The 16,256-nt window shown below is 72.9% G+C and carries 16 protein-coding genes and 1 pseudogene; 10 read left to right on the top strand and 7 right to left on the bottom strand.

What is annotated here, in order from left to right:
* Positions 1–77 precede the first annotated feature (77 nt).
* The 4 genes from ACFWW8_RS14125 (at position 78) to ACFWW8_RS14110 (ending at position 2,436) form a co-directional block, all read left to right on the top strand.
* Positions 78–857, top strand: coding sequence for a putative protein N(5)-glutamine methyltransferase (locus ACFWW8_RS14125; protein ID WP_386527976.1), 780 nt, complete (start codon positions 78–80; stop codon positions 855–857).
* Positions 858–909: 52 nt separating this feature from the next.
* Positions 910–1,317, top strand: a complete 408-nt coding sequence (locus tag ACFWW8_RS14120; protein WP_386527974.1) for a helix-turn-helix domain-containing protein — start codon at positions 910–912, stop codon at positions 1,315–1,317.
* Between the two features lie 35 nt (positions 1,318–1,352).
* Positions 1,353–1,961, top strand: a complete 609-nt coding sequence (locus ACFWW8_RS14115) for a hypothetical protein (protein ID WP_386527972.1) — start codon at positions 1,353–1,355, stop codon at positions 1,959–1,961.
* 133 nt (positions 1,962–2,094) lie between these two features.
* Positions 2,095–2,436, top strand: coding sequence for a DUF2516 family protein (locus ACFWW8_RS14110; RefSeq protein WP_351271248.1), 342 nt, complete (start codon positions 2,095–2,097; stop codon positions 2,434–2,436).
* 77 nt (positions 2,437–2,513) lie between these two features.
* On the opposite strand, the gene ACFWW8_RS14105 is transcribed toward ACFWW8_RS14110, so the two are convergent.
* The 3 genes from ACFWW8_RS14105 to ACFWW8_RS14095 form a co-directional block, all read right to left on the bottom strand.
* Entirely contained in the window at positions 2,514–3,833 is a 1,320-nt protein-coding gene (locus ACFWW8_RS14105) for a PP2C family protein-serine/threonine phosphatase (RefSeq protein WP_386527970.1), read from the bottom strand.
* Between the two features lie 659 nt (positions 3,834–4,492).
* Positions 4,493–5,542, bottom strand: a complete 1,050-nt coding sequence (locus tag ACFWW8_RS14100) for an NlpC/P60 family protein (RefSeq protein WP_386527967.1) — start codon at positions 5,540–5,542, stop codon at positions 4,493–4,495.
* A 368-nt stretch (positions 5,543–5,910) separates the two neighbouring features.
* Entirely contained in the window at positions 5,911–6,636 is a 726-nt protein-coding gene (locus ACFWW8_RS14095; RefSeq protein ID WP_386528130.1) for a class I SAM-dependent methyltransferase, read from the bottom strand.
* 419 nt (positions 6,637–7,055) lie between these two features.
* Here ACFWW8_RS14095 and mshA point away from each other — a divergent pair, with 419 nt between their 5' ends.
* Positions 7,056–8,438, top strand: a complete 1,383-nt coding sequence (mshA, locus tag ACFWW8_RS14090; protein ID WP_386527965.1) for a D-inositol-3-phosphate glycosyltransferase — start codon at positions 7,056–7,058, stop codon at positions 8,436–8,438.
* Complete coding sequence (locus ACFWW8_RS14085; RefSeq protein ID WP_386527962.1) at positions 8,431–8,919, top strand: YbjN domain-containing protein; 489 nt, start codon at positions 8,431–8,433, stop codon at positions 8,917–8,919. Before mshA ends, ACFWW8_RS14085 begins: the two co-directional genes overlap by 8 nt.
* A gap of 62 nt (positions 8,920–8,981) precedes the next feature.
* On the opposite strand, the gene ACFWW8_RS14080 is transcribed toward ACFWW8_RS14085, so the two are convergent.
* Complete coding sequence (locus ACFWW8_RS14080) at positions 8,982–10,325, bottom strand: MDR family MFS transporter (RefSeq protein ID WP_386527960.1); 1,344 nt, start codon at positions 10,323–10,325, stop codon at positions 8,982–8,984.
* A gap of 151 nt (positions 10,326–10,476) precedes the next feature.
* On the opposite strand from ACFWW8_RS14080, the gene ACFWW8_RS14075 reads away from it, so the two are divergent.
* Positions 10,477–11,238: a phosphoglyceromutase gene (locus ACFWW8_RS14075; RefSeq protein WP_386527957.1), complete on the top strand. Its 762-nt coding sequence runs from the start codon at positions 10,477–10,479 to the stop codon at positions 11,236–11,238.
* Between the two features lie 78 nt (positions 11,239–11,316).
* Here the strand turns inward: ACFWW8_RS14075 and ACFWW8_RS14070 are convergent.
* Positions 11,317–11,418, bottom strand: a pseudogene (locus tag ACFWW8_RS14070) (integrase); the annotation flags it as partial.
* A 365-nt stretch (positions 11,419–11,783) separates the two neighbouring features.
* Here ACFWW8_RS14070 and ACFWW8_RS14065 point away from each other — a divergent pair.
* Positions 11,784–12,581, top strand: a complete 798-nt coding sequence (locus ACFWW8_RS14065; RefSeq protein WP_386527955.1) for a maleylpyruvate isomerase family mycothiol-dependent enzyme — start codon at positions 11,784–11,786, stop codon at positions 12,579–12,581.
* 341 nt (positions 12,582–12,922) lie between these two features.
* Here the strand turns inward: ACFWW8_RS14065 and ACFWW8_RS14060 are convergent, their stop codons facing one another.
* Both ACFWW8_RS14060 and phoU read right to left on the bottom strand, forming a co-directional pair.
* On the bottom strand, positions 12,923–13,072 hold the full coding sequence (locus ACFWW8_RS14060; protein ID WP_167344738.1) for a hypothetical protein: 150 nt from the start codon (positions 13,070–13,072) through the stop codon (positions 12,923–12,925).
* 198 nt (positions 13,073–13,270) lie between these two features.
* Entirely contained in the window at positions 13,271–13,948 is a 678-nt protein-coding gene (gene phoU, locus ACFWW8_RS14055) for a phosphate signaling complex protein PhoU (protein ID WP_383918359.1), read from the bottom strand.
* A 215-nt stretch (positions 13,949–14,163) separates the two neighbouring features.
* Between phoU and ACFWW8_RS14050 the strand changes: the two genes are divergently transcribed.
* Together ACFWW8_RS14050 and ACFWW8_RS14045 are read left to right on the top strand one after the other, a co-directional pair.
* Positions 14,164–15,420 carry a sensor histidine kinase gene (locus tag ACFWW8_RS14050; protein ID WP_386527953.1) on the top strand — a complete coding sequence of 419 codons (1,257 nt, stop codon included), beginning with the start codon at positions 14,164–14,166 and terminating at the stop codon, positions 15,418–15,420.
* On the top strand, positions 15,417–16,097 hold the full coding sequence (locus tag ACFWW8_RS14045) for a response regulator (protein ID WP_386527951.1): 681 nt from the start codon (positions 15,417–15,419) through the stop codon (positions 16,095–16,097). Before ACFWW8_RS14050 ends, ACFWW8_RS14045 begins: the two co-directional genes overlap by 4 nt.
* Positions 16,098–16,256: the final 159 nt, after the last annotated feature.

Genomic DNA, 16,256 nt, shown 5'->3' with positions numbered 1-16,256 from the left:
CGGACACGACGCGACCCGACACAACCCGACCCGACACAACCCGACCCGACCCGACCGAGGAGCGAGGACTGAGGTACTTGACGCTTTCGACGTCGCTTGTGGACCGGCTGCGCGCGGCCGGCTGCGTCTTCGCCGAGGAGGAGGCCGGACTGCTGGTCTCGGCCGCGCGGGACGACGGCCACCTGGCGGGCATGGTGGCCCGCCGGGTCGCGGGCGAGCCGCTCGAACACGTGGTGGGCTGGGCGGAGTTCTGCGGACTGCGCGTGGAGGTGGGGACGGGGGCGTTCGTACCGCGCCGGCGCACCGAGTTCCTGGTGCGGGAGGCGGTGGCGCTGGCCCGGCCCGGCGCGGTGGTGCTGGACCTGTGCTGCGGGGTCGGCGCCCTGGGCGCGGCGGTCGCGGCGCGGGTGCCGGGCGGGGTGGAGCTGCACGCGGCGGACATCGACCCGGTGGCGGTGGCGTACGCGCGCCGCAACGTGGCCCCGTACGGCGGCACGGTGTGGGAGGGCGACCTGTACGGGCCGCTGCCGGCCGCGCTGCGGGGCCGGGTGGACCTCCTGGTGGTGAACGCCCCGTACGTCCCGACGGGGGAGGTGGCGCTGATGCCAGCGGAGGCCCGGGACCACGAGCCGCTGGTCTCCCTGGACGGCGGCGCGGACGGCCTGGACGTCCACCGCCGGGTCGCGGCGGGGGCCCCGCCCTGGCTGGCCCCGGGCGGGCACCTGCTGATCGAGACGAGCGCCCGCCAGTCCCGGCGAACGGCCGCGGCCCTGTCCTCGGCGGGCCTGGAGGTCCGCACGGCGACGTCGGAGGAGCTGCACGCGACGCTTGCGATCGCCACGGCCCCGCGCTGCTAGATGTTGCAAGCGCCTGCTTGCAATAGTTAGCAAGCTCGGGCAGGATCGGGGCATGGCATCGCTCAACGTCGGAAACCTCGGCGAATACCTCCGCGAACAGCGTCGGCAGGCCCAGCTCTCGCTGCGGCAGCTGTCCGAGGCCGCGGGCGTGTCGAATCCGTACCTGAGCCAGATCGAGCGCGGGCTGCGCAAGCCGTCCGCGGACATCCTCCAGCAACTCGCCAAGGCGCTGCGGATCTCCGCGGAGACGCTGTACGTGCAGGCCGGGATCCTGGACGAGCGGGACCGGGACGAGGTGGAGACGCGGGCCGTGATCCTCGCCGACCCGTCCATCAACGAGCGGCAGAAGCAGGTGCTGCTCCAGATCTACGAGTCCTTCCGCAAGGAGAACGCGCTCGACACGGCCGGTACGGCCGCCGCGGCCGGGGCGCCCGACGCGTCCGCCGACGAGATGCCGTAGAAGACGAACCGACATGGATCCGGGAGGACCCGCACATGGCCATCGCCGATGACCTGAAGAAGACCCTCACCGACCCCACCCCGCTCTACTTCGCCGCCGGCACCGCCGACCTGGCCGTGCAGCAGGCCAAGAAGGTGCCGGGGCTCATCGAGCAGCTGCGCGCCGAGGCCCCCGCGCGCATCGAGGCGGTCAAGAACACCGACCCGAAGGTCGTGCAGGAGAAGGCCCGGGACGCGGCCAAGGAGGCGCAGGAGGCGGTCTCCGCGAAGGTCGCCGAGGTGTTCGGCGCGATCGACCCGAAGAAGTTCGGTGAGACCGCGCAGGACCTGGCGCTGCGCGGTGTCGGTGTGGCCGCCGAGTACGCGGTGCGCGCCAAGGAGACGTACGACAAGGTCGCCGAGCACGGCGAGCAGGCCGTCCGGACCTGGCGCGGCGAGGTCTCCGACGAGATCGTCGAGATCGCCGTGGCCGTCGAGCCCGCGCCGGGGTCCGCGTCCGGTACCGCCGTCGTCACCGAGCCGGTGGCCGCCGAGCCGGTCGCCGCCGAGGTGGCCGCCGGTGGGGAGAAGTCCGCCGCGAAGAAGCCCGCGGCGCGCAAGAGCACCACGAAGAAGACCGCCGCCGCGCAGGGCGACGCGAGCTGACCCGCATGACACGTGGCGGGCCGGGCACCTTGACGGGTGTCCGGCCCGTTGTGCTCTCCGTGGAGGAACCACTGCCGGTAGCGTGGAGGCAGACGCCGTCCGGCGTGCGGAGCGGGAGAAAGCGGTCATCGCGATGTGGTTGATGGACGGGTTCGATCGAGGTGTGGTCCCGTTGCTGGGACTGGCCATGCTGGTGCTCGCCGTCGTGGCCTTCGTCATGGCGCTGGTGGCCCGTGAGGACGCCTACCGCGCCGCGGAGAAGCAGAGCAAGACCTTCTGGATGGTCCTCCTCGGCATCACCGTGCTCGTGGACTTCTTCCTGGGCATGCTGTTCCTGCAGATCGCGGGACTGGTCGCGACCATCGTCTTCTTCGTCGACGTGCGCCCGGCCCTCAAGCAGGTCTCGGGCGGCGGCCGGCGCCGGGGCGGAAGCAGCAGCGACGGGCCGTACGGGCCCTACAACGGCGGCCGGTGACGTGAGCCGGTAGGCGGGCCCGCCGACGCGGGCCGGTGACGCGGTCGGGTGACGCCGACCTGCGCGGGCCGGCCGGCTCAGCCGCCCGCGCGGGACAGCAGGACCACGGCCACGTCGTCCGTGAGCTCGCCGCCGTTGAGCCGGCGGGCCTCGGTGACGGAGGCCTCCAGCAGCGCCTCGCCCGTCAGTCCGTCGTCCAGGTGCCGGTTGATCATCTCGACCATGCCGTCCTGGCCGAGGCGCTCCCGGCCCTCGCCGATCCGGCCCTCGATGAGGCCGTCGGTGTACAGCATCAGGCTCCAGGCGCCGCCGAGCTCGACCTGGCGGCGCGGCCAGCGGGCCCGGGGCAGCAGGCCGAGCGCAGGCCCGCTGTTCTCGTACGGGAGCAGCCGGGCGGGGCTGCCCGGCCGGGATATCAGCGGCGCCGGGTGGCCGGCGAGGCACAGGCCCGCGCGGCGGCCGTCCGGGGCGATGTCCACCGTGCACAGCGTCGCGAAGATCTCGTCGCAGGGGCGCTCGACCTCCAGGACCTCCTGGAGCGTGGCGAGCAGGTCGTCGCCGCACAGGCCGGCCAGGGTCAGCGCCCGCCAGGCGATCCGCAGCTCGACGCCGAGGGCGGCTTCGTCGGGGCCGTGGCCGCAGACGTCGCCGATCATGGCGTGGACGGTGCCGTCGGGCGTGCGGACGGTGTCGTAGAAGTCCCCGCCGAGGAGCGCACGGCTGCGACCGGGGCGGTAGCGGGCCGCGAAGCGGAGGTCGGAGCCCTCCAGCAGGGGGTTGGGGAGCAGACCGCGCTCCAGGCGGGCGTTCTCCTGGGCGCGCAGTTTCGATTCTGCGAGCTTGTACTGGGCGATGTCGGCCCGTTTTCTCTCCACGGCGTACCGGATGGCGCGGCTCAGCAGCCGGCCGTCCATCTCGTCCCGGAAGAGGAAGTCCTGGGCGCCGACGCGTACGGCTTCGGCCGCCCGCTCGGCGTCGGTCTCGGAAGTGAGGACGATGACGGCGTGGTGGGGCGCGAGCCCGAGGACCTGGCGGAGCGCGGCCAGGTCGTCGTCGGCGGATCCCGGGGCGGGCAGCGACAGGTCCAGCAGGATGCAGTGCACGTCGGGCGTGAGCAGGCGCGCGGCCTCGGTGAGGTTGCGGGCGGTACGGAGCCGGATGCGGTGGCCGTCGGCGTCGAGGACCTCAGGGACGGTGAGGCCGCCCGCGGGGTCGTCCTGGATGACCAGGAGGGTCAGCGGGGCGGCGGGCGGGGCCGTCAGCGGGCCCGTCCGCGGGACCACCGGTGCGGCGACCAGCGTGGTGGGTGCGGCCGCAGGCGGTGTGGCGGTGTGCAGAACGGCCTGATCGCTCTCCGCGGCCGGGGTGTCCCTCTGCCGCGGTACGGGTACGGGCATCGTCTCCGGTTCCTTCCCTCCCCCCGAGGGTGCGCTCGTCCGGCAGACCCTAGCGGTCCGGGACCGGGGAGCGGAATGCCGGTCCCGTCCGGGGCCTCCGTCATATGCCGTTATCGCGGGGGAAAATCGGCCTCACTGGATGACCAATGTCACGGCGGCCCGGGGTCCGTCCCGTGAAGCGAGACGCTGCGGGCGGCGGGTTGGTTGCCTCCGCCGGCCGATCCCACCTTCCCGTAGGCCCGTTCCCCGGCCGCGGCGGCGCGTTCCGCGCGGTCCGGCGGTGCCGGGGCGACCGACGCGGCCGCCTCGCACGGGGGCTGCCGGGAGCGTGTTCTTCGCCACGGGGCTGGAACCGCCGGGCGGCGCGGGTGGCCGGGGCTGCCGGAGTGACCGGCGCCACCCCTGTCCGGAAGCGCGGGGCGGCCGGGGCCCCGGTTGGCCGGAGTACCGGAGCGGGGGAGCGCTGCAGCCCCGGAGCACCGGAGTATCCGGAACTCCCCGGGCGCGGACGCCGGAGTATCCGGAACTCCCCGGACGCCGGAGCCCCGAGTGCCCGGAGCCGCCCGGAGCCGCCCGGCCTGCCCGGCCCCCCGAAGCCGCCCGGCTGTCTAGCCGCCCGGCCTGCCCGGCCGCCGGTGCACGGGCGGTCCGGGCAGTGCCTATGCGTCCGGGCGGACGACCGCCTTGATCGGCATCGAGCCCGCCCCCGCCATCGTCACGTGCCGGCCCGGCCGCGGGGCGTGGACCATCGCGCCGTCGCCTACGTACATCCCGACGTGGCTCGCGTCGTCGAAGTAGATGATCAGGTCGCCCGGCCGCATGTCCTTGAGCGCGACCTTCGGCAGCAGCCGCAGCTGCTCCTGAGAGGTGCGCGGGATGCCCTTGCCCGCCGCCAGCCACGCCTTGGAGGTCAGGCCGGAGCAGTCGAACGAGTCCGGGCCGACCGCGCCCCAGATGTACGGCTTGCCGATCTGGGCGGTGGCGAACTGGACCGCCCGCCTTCCCGCGTCCGTCGCCGTGCCCTTGACGTCCTTCATCGCGCCCGTGGACAGCCACGCCGTCTGCGCCTTGTACTGGGCTTCCTGCTCCAGCTGGATCAGCCGGGCCTTCTCCTCGGCCTCCAGCTTGCTCTCCAGCTCCTCCGCCGCCTTGATCTTCTCCTCGACCTGCTTCTTCGCGGTCTCCTGCTTGACGCGGTTGGCCTCCAGCGTCGCCCAGTGCGCCGCCGCGTCCATCGCGTACTGCCGCAAGTCGGCCTGTGTACGGTCGAGTTCGGACAGGAGGTCGGAGGCCGCCTTCTCGCCCTGCCGCAGCCGTCCCGCGCCGTCGAGGTACTGGCCCGGGTTCTCGCTGAGCGCCAGCTCCGCGCCGGCCGGCAGGCCGCCCGAGCGGTACTGGGCGCGGGCGGCGGCGCCCGCGCGTCCCTTCAGGGCGGTGATGCGGTTCTGCCCGGCGACGACGAGGTTGGCGATCTCGACGATCTTCTCGGACTGCGCCTTGGTCTCGGACTCGGCCAGGTTGAAGGCGTCCGTCGCGCTGCCGGCCTGGCGGTACAGCTCCTCTATGTCCTTGCGGACCTGCTCCAGCGACTTGGCGCCGGGCAGGGGGGCCGGCGCCGCCGGGGCGCCGGGAGCGGCCGGCACCGCGGGGGTTGCCGGCGCCGCGTGCGCCACGCCCGCCGCGAGGCCGGGGGCCGTCACTATCGCCATCGCGCAGAGCAGTACGAGCGTGCTTGCGCCGTGCCGTCGCCTTACGGCCACCATGGTCCCCCCAGGCACCCGAGTCGGATCCTGTAACGGATCTGACTATTCATCAGTAACTTTTCACTGCTTTCGGGATGGTGCCACGAGTCGGTGAATTCCAACACCCTTGTGGATAACCGCCGGATCCCACCCGTCCGACGCAACGCCACAGCGATCCCACAGGGAATGAACAGGAAGGCCGCCGGAGCACCGTCGAGCCTCCCGCTCCCCACCGACCCCCGCACGCACCGTCCCTGACGCCCCAACGGGCAGCCCGCGTTCCCGGTTCCCCGTCCGCCGCGCCCCGCTCCGACTGTCCCGGGGCTCCCGCGACCTCACCCCAGGGGCCGCAAGGCCTCCCAGCGCACCGTCAGTTCCCCCTGGCGCCAGCGCCCCGGCCCGTCCGCCAGCGGCCAGTCCGCCGCCAGGGCCCGCGCCGTCCGGATCCAGCGCTGCCGCGCCCCGTACGAGGCGTACGGGGACGCCGCCGCCCACGCCCGGTCGAAGTCGCGGAGGAACGCGTGCACCGGCTCGCCCGGCACGTTCCGGTGGATCAGCGCCTTCGGCAGCCGCTCGGCCAGGTCCGAGGGGCGCTCCAGGGAGCCCAGCCGGGTCGCGAACGTCACCGTGCGCGCCCCCTCCGGACCCAGCGCGACCCACACGTGCCGCCGCCCGATCTCGTCGCAGGTCCCCTCCACCAGCAGCCCGTCCGGCGCCAGCCGCCCGCACAGCCGCGCCCAGACCTGCGCGACCTGGTCCTCGTCGTACTGGCGCAGCACGTTCGCCGCGCGGATCAGCGCGGGACGCTCCCCGCCGTCCAGCGGTACCTCGAAACCGCCGTGCCGGAATGCGAGGCCCTCCCGCTCGTACGGCTTCGCGGCCGCGACCCGCGCCGGTTCGATCTCGACGCCGACGACGCGCACGCGCGGCGCCGCCTCCCGCAGCCGCGCCATCAGCTCCACCGCGGTCCAGGGCGCGGCCCCGTACCCGAGGTCGACGGCGACCGGCGCCCCGGCGCGCCGCAGCGCGGCTCCGTGCGTCGCGGCGATCCAGCGGTCCATCCGGCGCAACCGGTTCGGGTTGGTCGTCCCGCGCGTCACCGCGCCCACCGGGCGGCCCGGGCGCTCGGAGCGGTCCGGGCGGCCGGCGCGGTCGGCGCGGTCGGATCGGCCCCCGGAAGGGGGCGGGGTGGTGCGGGAGGCCATGGGCCGAGCGTAAGCGGAGCGCACGCGCAGGATAAAAATCCGGCAACCCTCCGGCAAAGATGAGGAAAGTCCCCTCCCCCCGGAATGCGGGGGACGGCCGTTCGGGTTGCACTCGGTGCAGGGCGCCGACCGCGCCCCTGTCGTCATGCCGTCCGAGCCCCGCGGTCATGCCGTCCAGCGTCGGCACAGCGTGGTGCCGACGCCGGGAGCGCGCCCCGGGGCGGTCCCGCCGCGCCGTCCGTCCGAGCATCGTCAGAGCGAGAGGAACTGCTCCCTTGAGCCAGTACGTGTCCCGTCTCGGCGGCAGCATCAGCGGCCGCCTCGCCGCCGCGCGCGCCACCCGCCACGAGCCCCCGCGGCTGCGCCTGCCGGCCGTCGGCCACCATCGCAAGCCGCGCCGTGTGGCCATGCTCAGCGTGCACACCTCGCCGCTGCACCAGCCCGGCACCGGCGACGCCGGCGGGATGAACGTGTACATCGTCGAGCTGGCCAAGCGCCTCGCCGCGATCAACATAGAGGTCGAGATCTTCACCCGGGCCACCACCGGCGGCCTCCCGGCCGTCGTCGACCTCGCGCCCGGAGTACTGGTGCGGCACGTCGACGCGGGCCCGTACGAGGGCCTCGCCAAGGAGGAGCTCCCGGCCCAGCTGTGCGCCTTCACGCACGGCGTCATGCAGGCCTGGGCCGGGCACCGCCCCGGCTACTACGACCTCGTCCACTCCCACTACTGGCTCTCCGGCCACGTCGGCTGGCTCGCCGCCGAACGCTGGGGCGTCCCGCTCGTCCACGCCATGCACACCATGGCCAAGGTCAAGAACGCGGCGCTGGCCGAGGGTGACACGCCCGAGCCCGCCGCCCGCGTCATCGGCGAGACCCAGATCGTCGCCGCCGCCGACCGCCTCATCGCGAACACCGCCGAGGAGGCCGACGAGCTCGTACGCCACTACGAGGCGGACCCCGGCAAGGTGGCCGTCGTCCACCCCGGCGTGAATCTCGACCGCTTCACCGTCGGCGACGGCCGCGCCGCCGCCCGCGCCCGCCTCGGGCTGCCGCAGGACGCCGTCATACCCCTGTTCGCCGGCCGCATCCAGCCGCTGAAGGCCCCCGACATCCTGCTGCGGGCCGTCGCCGAGCTCGTCGACCGCGACCCCTCGCTCCGCCGCCGCCTGCACGTGCCCGTCGTCGGCGGGCCCAGCGGCAGCGGCCTCGCCAAGCCGGAGGGCCTGCAGAAGCTCGCCGCCCGGCTGGGCATAGCCGACCTGGTCCACTTCCACCCGCCGGTCGGGCAGGACCAGCTCGCCGACTGGTTCCGGGCCGCGTCCGTGCTGGTCATGCCCTCGTACAACGAGTCCTTCGGGCTCGTCGCCATCGAGGCGCAGGCCGCGGGCACCCCGGTCCTGGCCGCCGCGGTCGGCGGGCTGCCCGTCGCCGTCAACGACGGGGTGACGGGCATCCTCGTACCCGGCCACGACCCGGTGGACTACGCCCGGCAGCTGCGCCGTTTCGTGGACGAGCCCGGGCTCGCCGACCGGATGGGCGGCGAGGCCGCGCGGCACGCGCAGTTCTTCGGCTGGGACACGGCCGCGAGCGGCACGGCGGACGTCTACACCGCTGCCATGCATGATCATCGTCGTCGCGTACGCTCCCACCATGGCTGACACCGCCGCGATCGTCGAGAGCACCCTGACCGAGGCCGGACTGTCGTGGGAGAGCCCGTCACCGGGTTCGTACGTCGTCCAGCTCCCCGGCACCCGCAAGCTGAGCACCACCTGCTCGCTCCGGATCGGCCGGCACTCGCTGTCGGTCAACGCCTTCGTGATCCGCCACCCCGACGAGAACGAGCCGGCCGTCCACCGCTGGCTGCTGGAGCGCAACCTCAAGCTGTACGGGCTCGGCTACGCGGTCGACCGCCTCGGCGACGTCTACCTGACGGGCCGCCTCCCCCTCTCCGTGGTCACCCCGGAGGAGCTGGACCGCCTGCTGGGCACGGTCCTGGAGGGGGCGGACGGCGCCTTCAACACCCTGCTGGAGCTGGGCTTCGCGAGCGCGATCCGCCGCGAGTACGACTGGCGCGTCTCGCGCGGCGAGCCCACCCACAACCTCGACGCGTTCAAGCACCTGACCCGCCCGTCGGAGTAACGCCGGGGCCGAGGTCCTACGGCCCCGATGGGCTGCGGTCCCGCGGCCGCGGTCCCGCGGTCCTACGCGGAGGAGGGCGCGGGCGACACGGCCGGCCCGGGCAGCGGCAGCCCGACGGGGTCGCCGCCGGAACCGGGAGCCGGATCCGCGGCGGCGGGCCCGTCGGCCGCGTGCTCCGCGGGGGCGGTTCCGTCGGCGCCGGGCGCCGGCGGGAGGTTCCGCATCAGCAGCCAGTACCCGAGCCCCGCGACCGTCCCCAGGAGCGCCGTCGTACCCCACAGCCACTGCGCGCCGAACCGGTCGATGACCCAGCCCGCCAGCAGCGGTGCGACCAGCGAGGCCACCGCCCACGACATCGTGTACATGCCCTGGTAGCGGCCGCGCCCGTGCAGCGGGGACAGCCGTACGACCAGGCCCATCTGCGTCGGCGAGTTGATGATCTCGGCCAGCGTCCAGACGCAGACGGTCAGCGCGATGCCCCCCAGGGAACCGCCGAAGGCGGTGAGCCCGAAGCCGTACCCCGCGAGCAGCGCCGAGAGCACCAGCAGCCTCTGCGGGTCGCGGTGCTCGATGAAGCGGGTGACCGGGATCTGCAACAGCACGATCAGCACCCCGTTCACGGCGATGACCAGGCCGTAGTCCCCGGTGGAGAAACCGGCGGCGCCCATGGCCAGCGGCAGCCCGAACGACCCCTGCATGAAGATCAGCGAGATCAGGAACGACAGCCCGACGACCCCCATGAAGCGTCCGTCGCGCAGCACCGTGCCCAGCCCGACCTCCGCGTCCGCGGCCGCCGCGTCGGCGCCCTTGTCGGGCCGGGACTCGGGGAGCTTGACGTACACCAGCACCGCGCACACCAGCGTCAGCGCCGCCTCGCCCAGGAAGCCGGCGAGGTAGCTGTACTCGGCGACGAAGCCGGCCACCGTCGCGGAGATCGCGAAGCCCAGGTTGATCGCCCAGTAGTTGAGCGCGAAGGCCCGCACCCGGTCCTCGGGCCGCACGATGTCGGCCATCATCGCCTGCACGGCGGGCCGCGAGGCGTTCGAGGTCATGCCGACCAGCAGCGCCACGGCCGCGATCGCCGCCGGGTGCTCCATGAAGCCGAGCAGCGCCACCGACAGGGCCGTCGACGCCTGCGCCGCCATCAGCGTGGGCCGGCGCCCCAGCCGGTCGGTCATCACGCCCGCGACCAGCGAGGAGATCACGCCGCCGAGGCCGTGGAGGGCGACCACGAGTCCCGCGAAGGAGGCCGAGTAGCCGCGGTCCATCGTCAGGTACAAGGTCATGAATGTGGCGACGAAGGCCCCGAGCCTGTTCACCAGGGTGCTCGTCCACAGCCACCAGAACTCGCGCGGCAGCCCCGACACGCTCTCCCGGGCCGCCCGTCTCAGACTGGCAACGGACATAAGGAATCCCCCCGGTGATGTAAGCGTCTCTCCTGCTCGGTGCACGTTACGAGCGGGGATCTGTCGGCGCCAGTGAATTGACGCGCCGCGTCAATCGACGGGGGTGAGCACCGCGCGCGAGGGGCTCGGCGCGTCCATTAGGCTCGTACGCATGGCCGACGCACCGTACAAGCTGATCCTGCTCCGTCACGGCGAGAGCGAGTGGAACGCGAAGAACCTGTTCACCGGCTGGGTGGACGTCAATCTCAACGAGAAGGGCGAGAAGGAGGCGGTCCGCGGCGGTGAGCTGCTCAAGGACGCCGGCCTGCTCCCCGACGTCGTGCACACCTCGCTCCAGAAGCGCGCGATCCGCACCGCGCAGATGGCGCTGGAGGCAGCCGACCGCCACTGGATTCCGGTCCACCGCTCCTGGCGCCTGAACGAGCGTCACTACGGCGCCCTCCAGGGCAAGGACAAGGCCCAGACCCTCGCCGAGTTCGGCGAGGAGCAGTTCATGCTGTGGCGCCGCTCGTACGACACCCCGCCGCCGGCCCTCGAGGACGGCACGGAGTACTCGCAGTCCGAGGACCCGCGCTACGCGACGATCCCGCCGGAGCTGCGCCCCAAGACGGAGTGCCTGAAGGACGTCGTCGTCCGCATGCTCCCGTACTGGTACGACGGCATCGTCCCGGACCTGCTCGCCGGCCGCACGGTCCTGGTCGCCGCGCACGGCAACTCCCTGCGCGCGCTGGTCAAGCACCTGGACGGCGTCTCCGACGAGGACATCGCCGGCCTGAACATCCCGACCGGCATCCCGCTCGCCTACGAGCTGGACGCGGAGTTCAAGCCCCTCAACCCGGGCGGCACCTACCTCGACCCGGCTGCCGCGGCGGCGGCGATCGAGGCGGTCAAGAACCAGGGCAAGAAGAAGTAGGAAAAGCGATCATGCCCCCGACCTGCGCACACGGCGCAGATCGGGGGCATTCGTTTGCCCTGGGCCCACTGTGGGCCCTCAGCCTCGGGAACCGTCCGGCCGCAGAGCCTTGCCCAGAGCCTCCCGAGCACGGTCCCGGCTGCTCGGCATGAGGTGGGCATAGACCTTGAGGGTGAGTCCCACGGGTCGAGTTGGGCATGGATCCCGGGTCAGTTCGGGAAGGCGATCCCGCAGCTCGCGAAGGGCGAGCGCCTGACCGGCGGGACGTCACCGCAGCTCATCGCACGGCCGCGCCCCTGTGGCCTCTTCATCTCGGCTGTACCGAGTAGAGCGCGTAGCGTCCGCAGAGCCTCCGCCCAGGGACTGCTTGACCTGCGGGGATGCTCTGAGCCGGGGGGTGGGTGCTGTGGACACTCTCGGACGCCAGTCAATTCGCTTAGTTGCTTGAGGTGGGCGGTGGGAGGCGAGGACGTCCGCAATGGCCAACCGGCGGCGACTGTGAAAATCGCTGTCCGATCACCGGAGCACGGTGATAGACATCCGGCGTGGAAGAGAATCTTGAGTTTCCTGACCTGCTGCGACTGATCGATGAACGGTCGACCTTCTTCCGCGCCGCGGTCGCCGCCGCGCCCAGTCTCGACGCACAGGTGCATACCTGCCCCGGGTGGACGCTGTTCGATCTGGTGAAGCACCTGGGTGGGGGAGACCGTTTCTGGGCCGCCATCGTCGGCGCGGGGCCTGCCGACGCTCCCCCGGCCGAGGCCGCCGCTGCGCGCGCCGCCCTGGAAGTGCCGCGGGAGCGTGAGGTCCTGCTGGCCTGGCTGGCCGCATCGACGCAGCTTCTGCTGAGCGCCCTGCGCGAGGCAGGACCGGACGCCAGCTGCTGGGCGTGGTGGAGTGCCCTGCAGACGCCGCGGACCTCCGGCGGAGTCGCCCGGCACCGGGTCCAGGAGAGTGCGGTGCACACCTACGACGCCCAGCTCGCTGCGGGCGCCCCGCAGCCGCTGCCGGCCGAGGTCGCCCTCGACGGTGTCGAGGAGTTCCTGTTTACCTGCGTCGCGACGCCCAGCGCCTGGCCGCACAAGCCCACGGCCTTCGACTTCCACACCGCCGAGGGCCGCTCCTGGCGCCTCACGGTCGACGGCGACGGCGCACGCTCCACCCGCATCCCTTCGCCCTCTGCCGCGACTGGCGAGGACTCGGACGCAGCCGGCGCCTCCATTTATGGCACGGCCAGTGAGTTGATCCTCTACTTGTACGACCGTATCCCTGCCGACTCCTTGCACGTTGACGGAAACGCAGGGCTGCTCGACCTGCTCCGCGCCTGGGAGCCGGGGGAGTAGGACCTGGCGGGGGCGGTTGGCACCGCCTTCACCGGCTCGACCGTCTTGTAGGCGCAGTCCACCACGGTCCACGTTCGCGGCCCCCTTGGTGCGCGCAAGGGCAGGACGCAGGCCATGCCATCTCCTGTCGCATCACGGTAATGAGGACCAGGCGATAGGTCCTCAACAACCGTAGGCGCCCGGATTCGGCGGCGGCGTTCCCGCAGGCACAGGCGAGAGGAGCACCTCGCGCCCGGCGGCGTGCTCCTCGCCCCCGCCCCCGCCGCGTCCCGGGACGCGCAGAGGCCCCGGCCCGGGGGTGCCGGGGCGGGGCCCTGTACGCGTCGAACCGGGCGGGCGGCTCAGCCGCCGCACTGGCACGGGGCGCCGGACTGGCACCCGCAGCCGCAGCCCGAGCCGCAGCCGCAGGCGGCGAGCAGGGGCAGCCGCAGCGGCTCCGGCCTCGGCGGCTGCTCCTGCTCCGGGGTGATGGGGACGGGGGAATCGGGCATGGTTCCTCCTCGCAGGCGGCGTACGGGACTTCGCACGACGGACCGCCTTCGCCTCATTCATGCCCAGCCGCACCGGCGCGTCAACGGCGCATTGGGTCGGGGCCCCGCACGGCCCGTACGCCATGGCCGCCGCCGGGACCCGGCGGAGCCGCCGCCGGGACCGCCGGGACCCGGCCCGGCCGCCCTGCCGCAGCCCGGTCAGACGCCTTCGACCGCGGTCGGCGGCTGGAGCTCGTCCGCGTGCTCGCCCGTCACCAGGTAGACGACCCGCTTCGCCACCGACACCGCGTGGTCCGCGAAGCGCTCGTAGTAGCGGCCCAGCAGCGTCACGTCCACCGCCGTCTCGATGCCGTGCTTCCACCGGTCGTCCATCAGGTGCTGGAACAGCGTGCGGTGCAGCTGGTCCATCTCGTCGTCGTCCTGCTCCAGCTGGAGCGCCAGGTCGACGTCCTTCGTGATGATCACCTCGGCGGCCTTCGCCATCAGCCGCTGCGCCAGCTGCCCCATCTCCAGGATGGTGGCGTGCAGGTCCCGCGGCACCGCCGTGTCCGGGAAGCGGAGCCGGGCCAGCTTCGCCACGTGCTGCGCCAGGTCGCCGGAGCGCTCCAGGTCGGCGCTCATCCGCAGCGAGGTCACCACGATGCGCAGGTCGGTGGCGACCGGCTGCTGGCGGGCGAGCAGCGCGATGGCGCGGGCCTCCAGGTCGTGCTGGAGGTCGTCGACCTTCTGGTCGCCGGCGATCACGCTCTCGGCGAGCTTCAGGTCGGCGTCGAGCATGGACGTCGTGGCCCGCCCGATCGCGGAACCGACCAGCCGGGCCATTTCGACCAGGCTCTCGCCGATCGAGTCCAGTTCCTCGTGGTACGCGTCACGCATGTCTGGTGTCCCTCTCTTGACCTACTGCGCTACTGCCCGGGGGCCGGGCCGGGGCGGCCTCTTGCCCCACGTTGACACGGTGGGCCGCAAACGCGTCCGACTCCGGCACCGCAAGTGAATCACCCCCGTCGCCAGGGTGAACTCTGGGCGACGAGTGTTCGAGGTGCCACCCGAACGGCTGTGGAAGTGTCGTTCTGCCTGCTTAACCTGGATGCATGGACGTGAACGCGGCGGTCGCCGCAGCTGCAGCGATAGCCGGTCTTTGCACCGGTGTCATCGCCATGCTGGCGTTCCGCTGGAGCGAGCGCGACCAAGCCCGCCCCACCAGGAGCTCCATGCGCCCCGACATCAACGCGGTACTCCCCCCCGGAGTGGACACCGTCCTCTCCGTGCTCCGCTCATCCGCCGTCGTACTGGACGAGGGCGACGCCGTCGTCAAGGCCAGCTCGGCGGCCTACGCCCTCGGGCTGGTCCGCGGCGGCAAGCTCGCCGTGGAACCCATGCTGCACATGGCCCGCGACACCCGCCGGGACGGCGAGATACGCCAGGTCGAGCTCGACCTGCCCCGGCGCGGCACCGGCCGCGGCGAGGCCCTCGCGGTCTCGGCGCGCGTGGCCCCGCTGGGGTCCCGCCTCGTGCTCCTCCTGGTCGAGGACCTCACGGAGGCCCGGCGCATCGAAGCCGTACGCCGCGACTTCGTCGCGAACGTCTCCCACGAGCTCAAGACGCCGGTCGGCGCGATCTCCCTGCTCTCCGAGGCGGTCATGGACGCCTCGGACGACCCGGAGGCGGTCAGCCGCTTCGCGGGCCGCATGCAGATCGAGTCCACCCGGCTGATCAACCTCGTACAGGAGCTCATCGACCTCTCCCGGGTGCAGAACGACGACCCGCTGGAGGACGCCGAGCCGATGCGCGTGGACACCCTGGTGGCGGAGGCCATAGACCGCTGCCGCCACACGGCGACCTCCAAGCAGATCACCATGGCCGCCGGCGGCACCGCCGACCTGCGCGTCTGGGGGAACCGCGGCCAGCTCGCGGCCGCCCTGGGAAACCTGGTGGAGAACGCCGTCAACTACAGTCCCGCCCGCACCCGCGTCGGCATCGCCGCGCGCCGGGTGACCTCGCCGGGTGGAGACTTGATCGAGATAGCCGTGACCGACCAGGGCATCGGCATCCCGGAAAAGGACCGCGAGCGCATCTTCGAGCGCTTCTACCGCGTGGACCCGGCCCGCTCCCGCGCCACGGGAGGCACGGGCCTCGGCCTCGCGATCGTGAAGCACGTGGCGGCCTCGCACGGCGGGGAGGTGTCGGTCTGGAGCTCCGAGGGCCAGGGCTCCACGTTCACCCTGCGGCTGCCCGAGGCCGCCGCGCCCGACCCGACGGCGGCCCCCGCATCCGCTCCACCGCTGCACGCCGCAGCACCCGCACCGCACACCGCACCAGCCATCCCTGCCCCGGAGGTCCTTCCGTGACCCGAGTGCTCGTCGTCGAGGATGAGGAATCCTTCAGCGACGCCCTGTCCTACATGCTCCGCAAGGAGGGCTTCGAGGTCGCGATCGCCGCGACCGGGCCCGACGGACTGGACGAGTTCGAGCGCAACGGCGCCGACCTCGTCCTCCTCGACCTGATGCTCCCCGGCCTGCCCGGCACGGAGGTCTGCCGGCAGCTGCGCGGTCGCTCCAACGTCCCCGTGATCATGGTGACGGCGAAGGACAGCGAGATCGACAAGGTCGTCGGCCTGGAGATAGGAGCCGACGACTACGTCACCAAGCCGTTCTCCTCGCGGGAGCTGGTCGCCCGCATCCGGGCGGTCCTGCGCCGTCGCGGCGAGCCGGAGGAGGTCACTCCGGCGGCCCTGGAGGCCGGCCCCGTACGGATGGACGTCGACCGCCACGTGGTCACCGTCTCCGGCGGGAAGGTGGAGCTCCCCCTGAAGGAGTTCGACCTGCTGGAGATGCTGCTGCGCAACGCGGGCCGCGTACTGACCCGCATGCAGCTGATCGACCGGGTGTGGGGCGCCGACTACGTGGGCGACACCAAGACCCTCGACGTCCACGTCAAGCGGCTGCGGGCCAAGATCGAGCCGGACCCGGGTGCGCCGCGCTATCTGGTGACGGTCCGCGGCCTCGGCTACAAGTTCGAGCCGTAGGCCGCGGGACGCCCCGCGGCGCGCCGGCCGGAGGCCGGCACGGCGTCCCGAAGCCGGTGGGGCCCCTGGGGCCCCGCCGCGCGAGGGGCGCACGCGGAAGGGGTTCGAGCCGGACCCGGGTGCGCCGCGCTATCTGGTGACGGTCCGCGGCCTCGGCTA

This window comes from Streptomyces sp. NPDC058701, from assembly GCF_042715295.1.
GTDB lineage: Bacteria > Actinomycetota > Actinomycetes > Streptomycetales > Streptomycetaceae > Streptomyces.
This window is presented reverse-complemented; position numbering and strand designations above follow the sequence as displayed.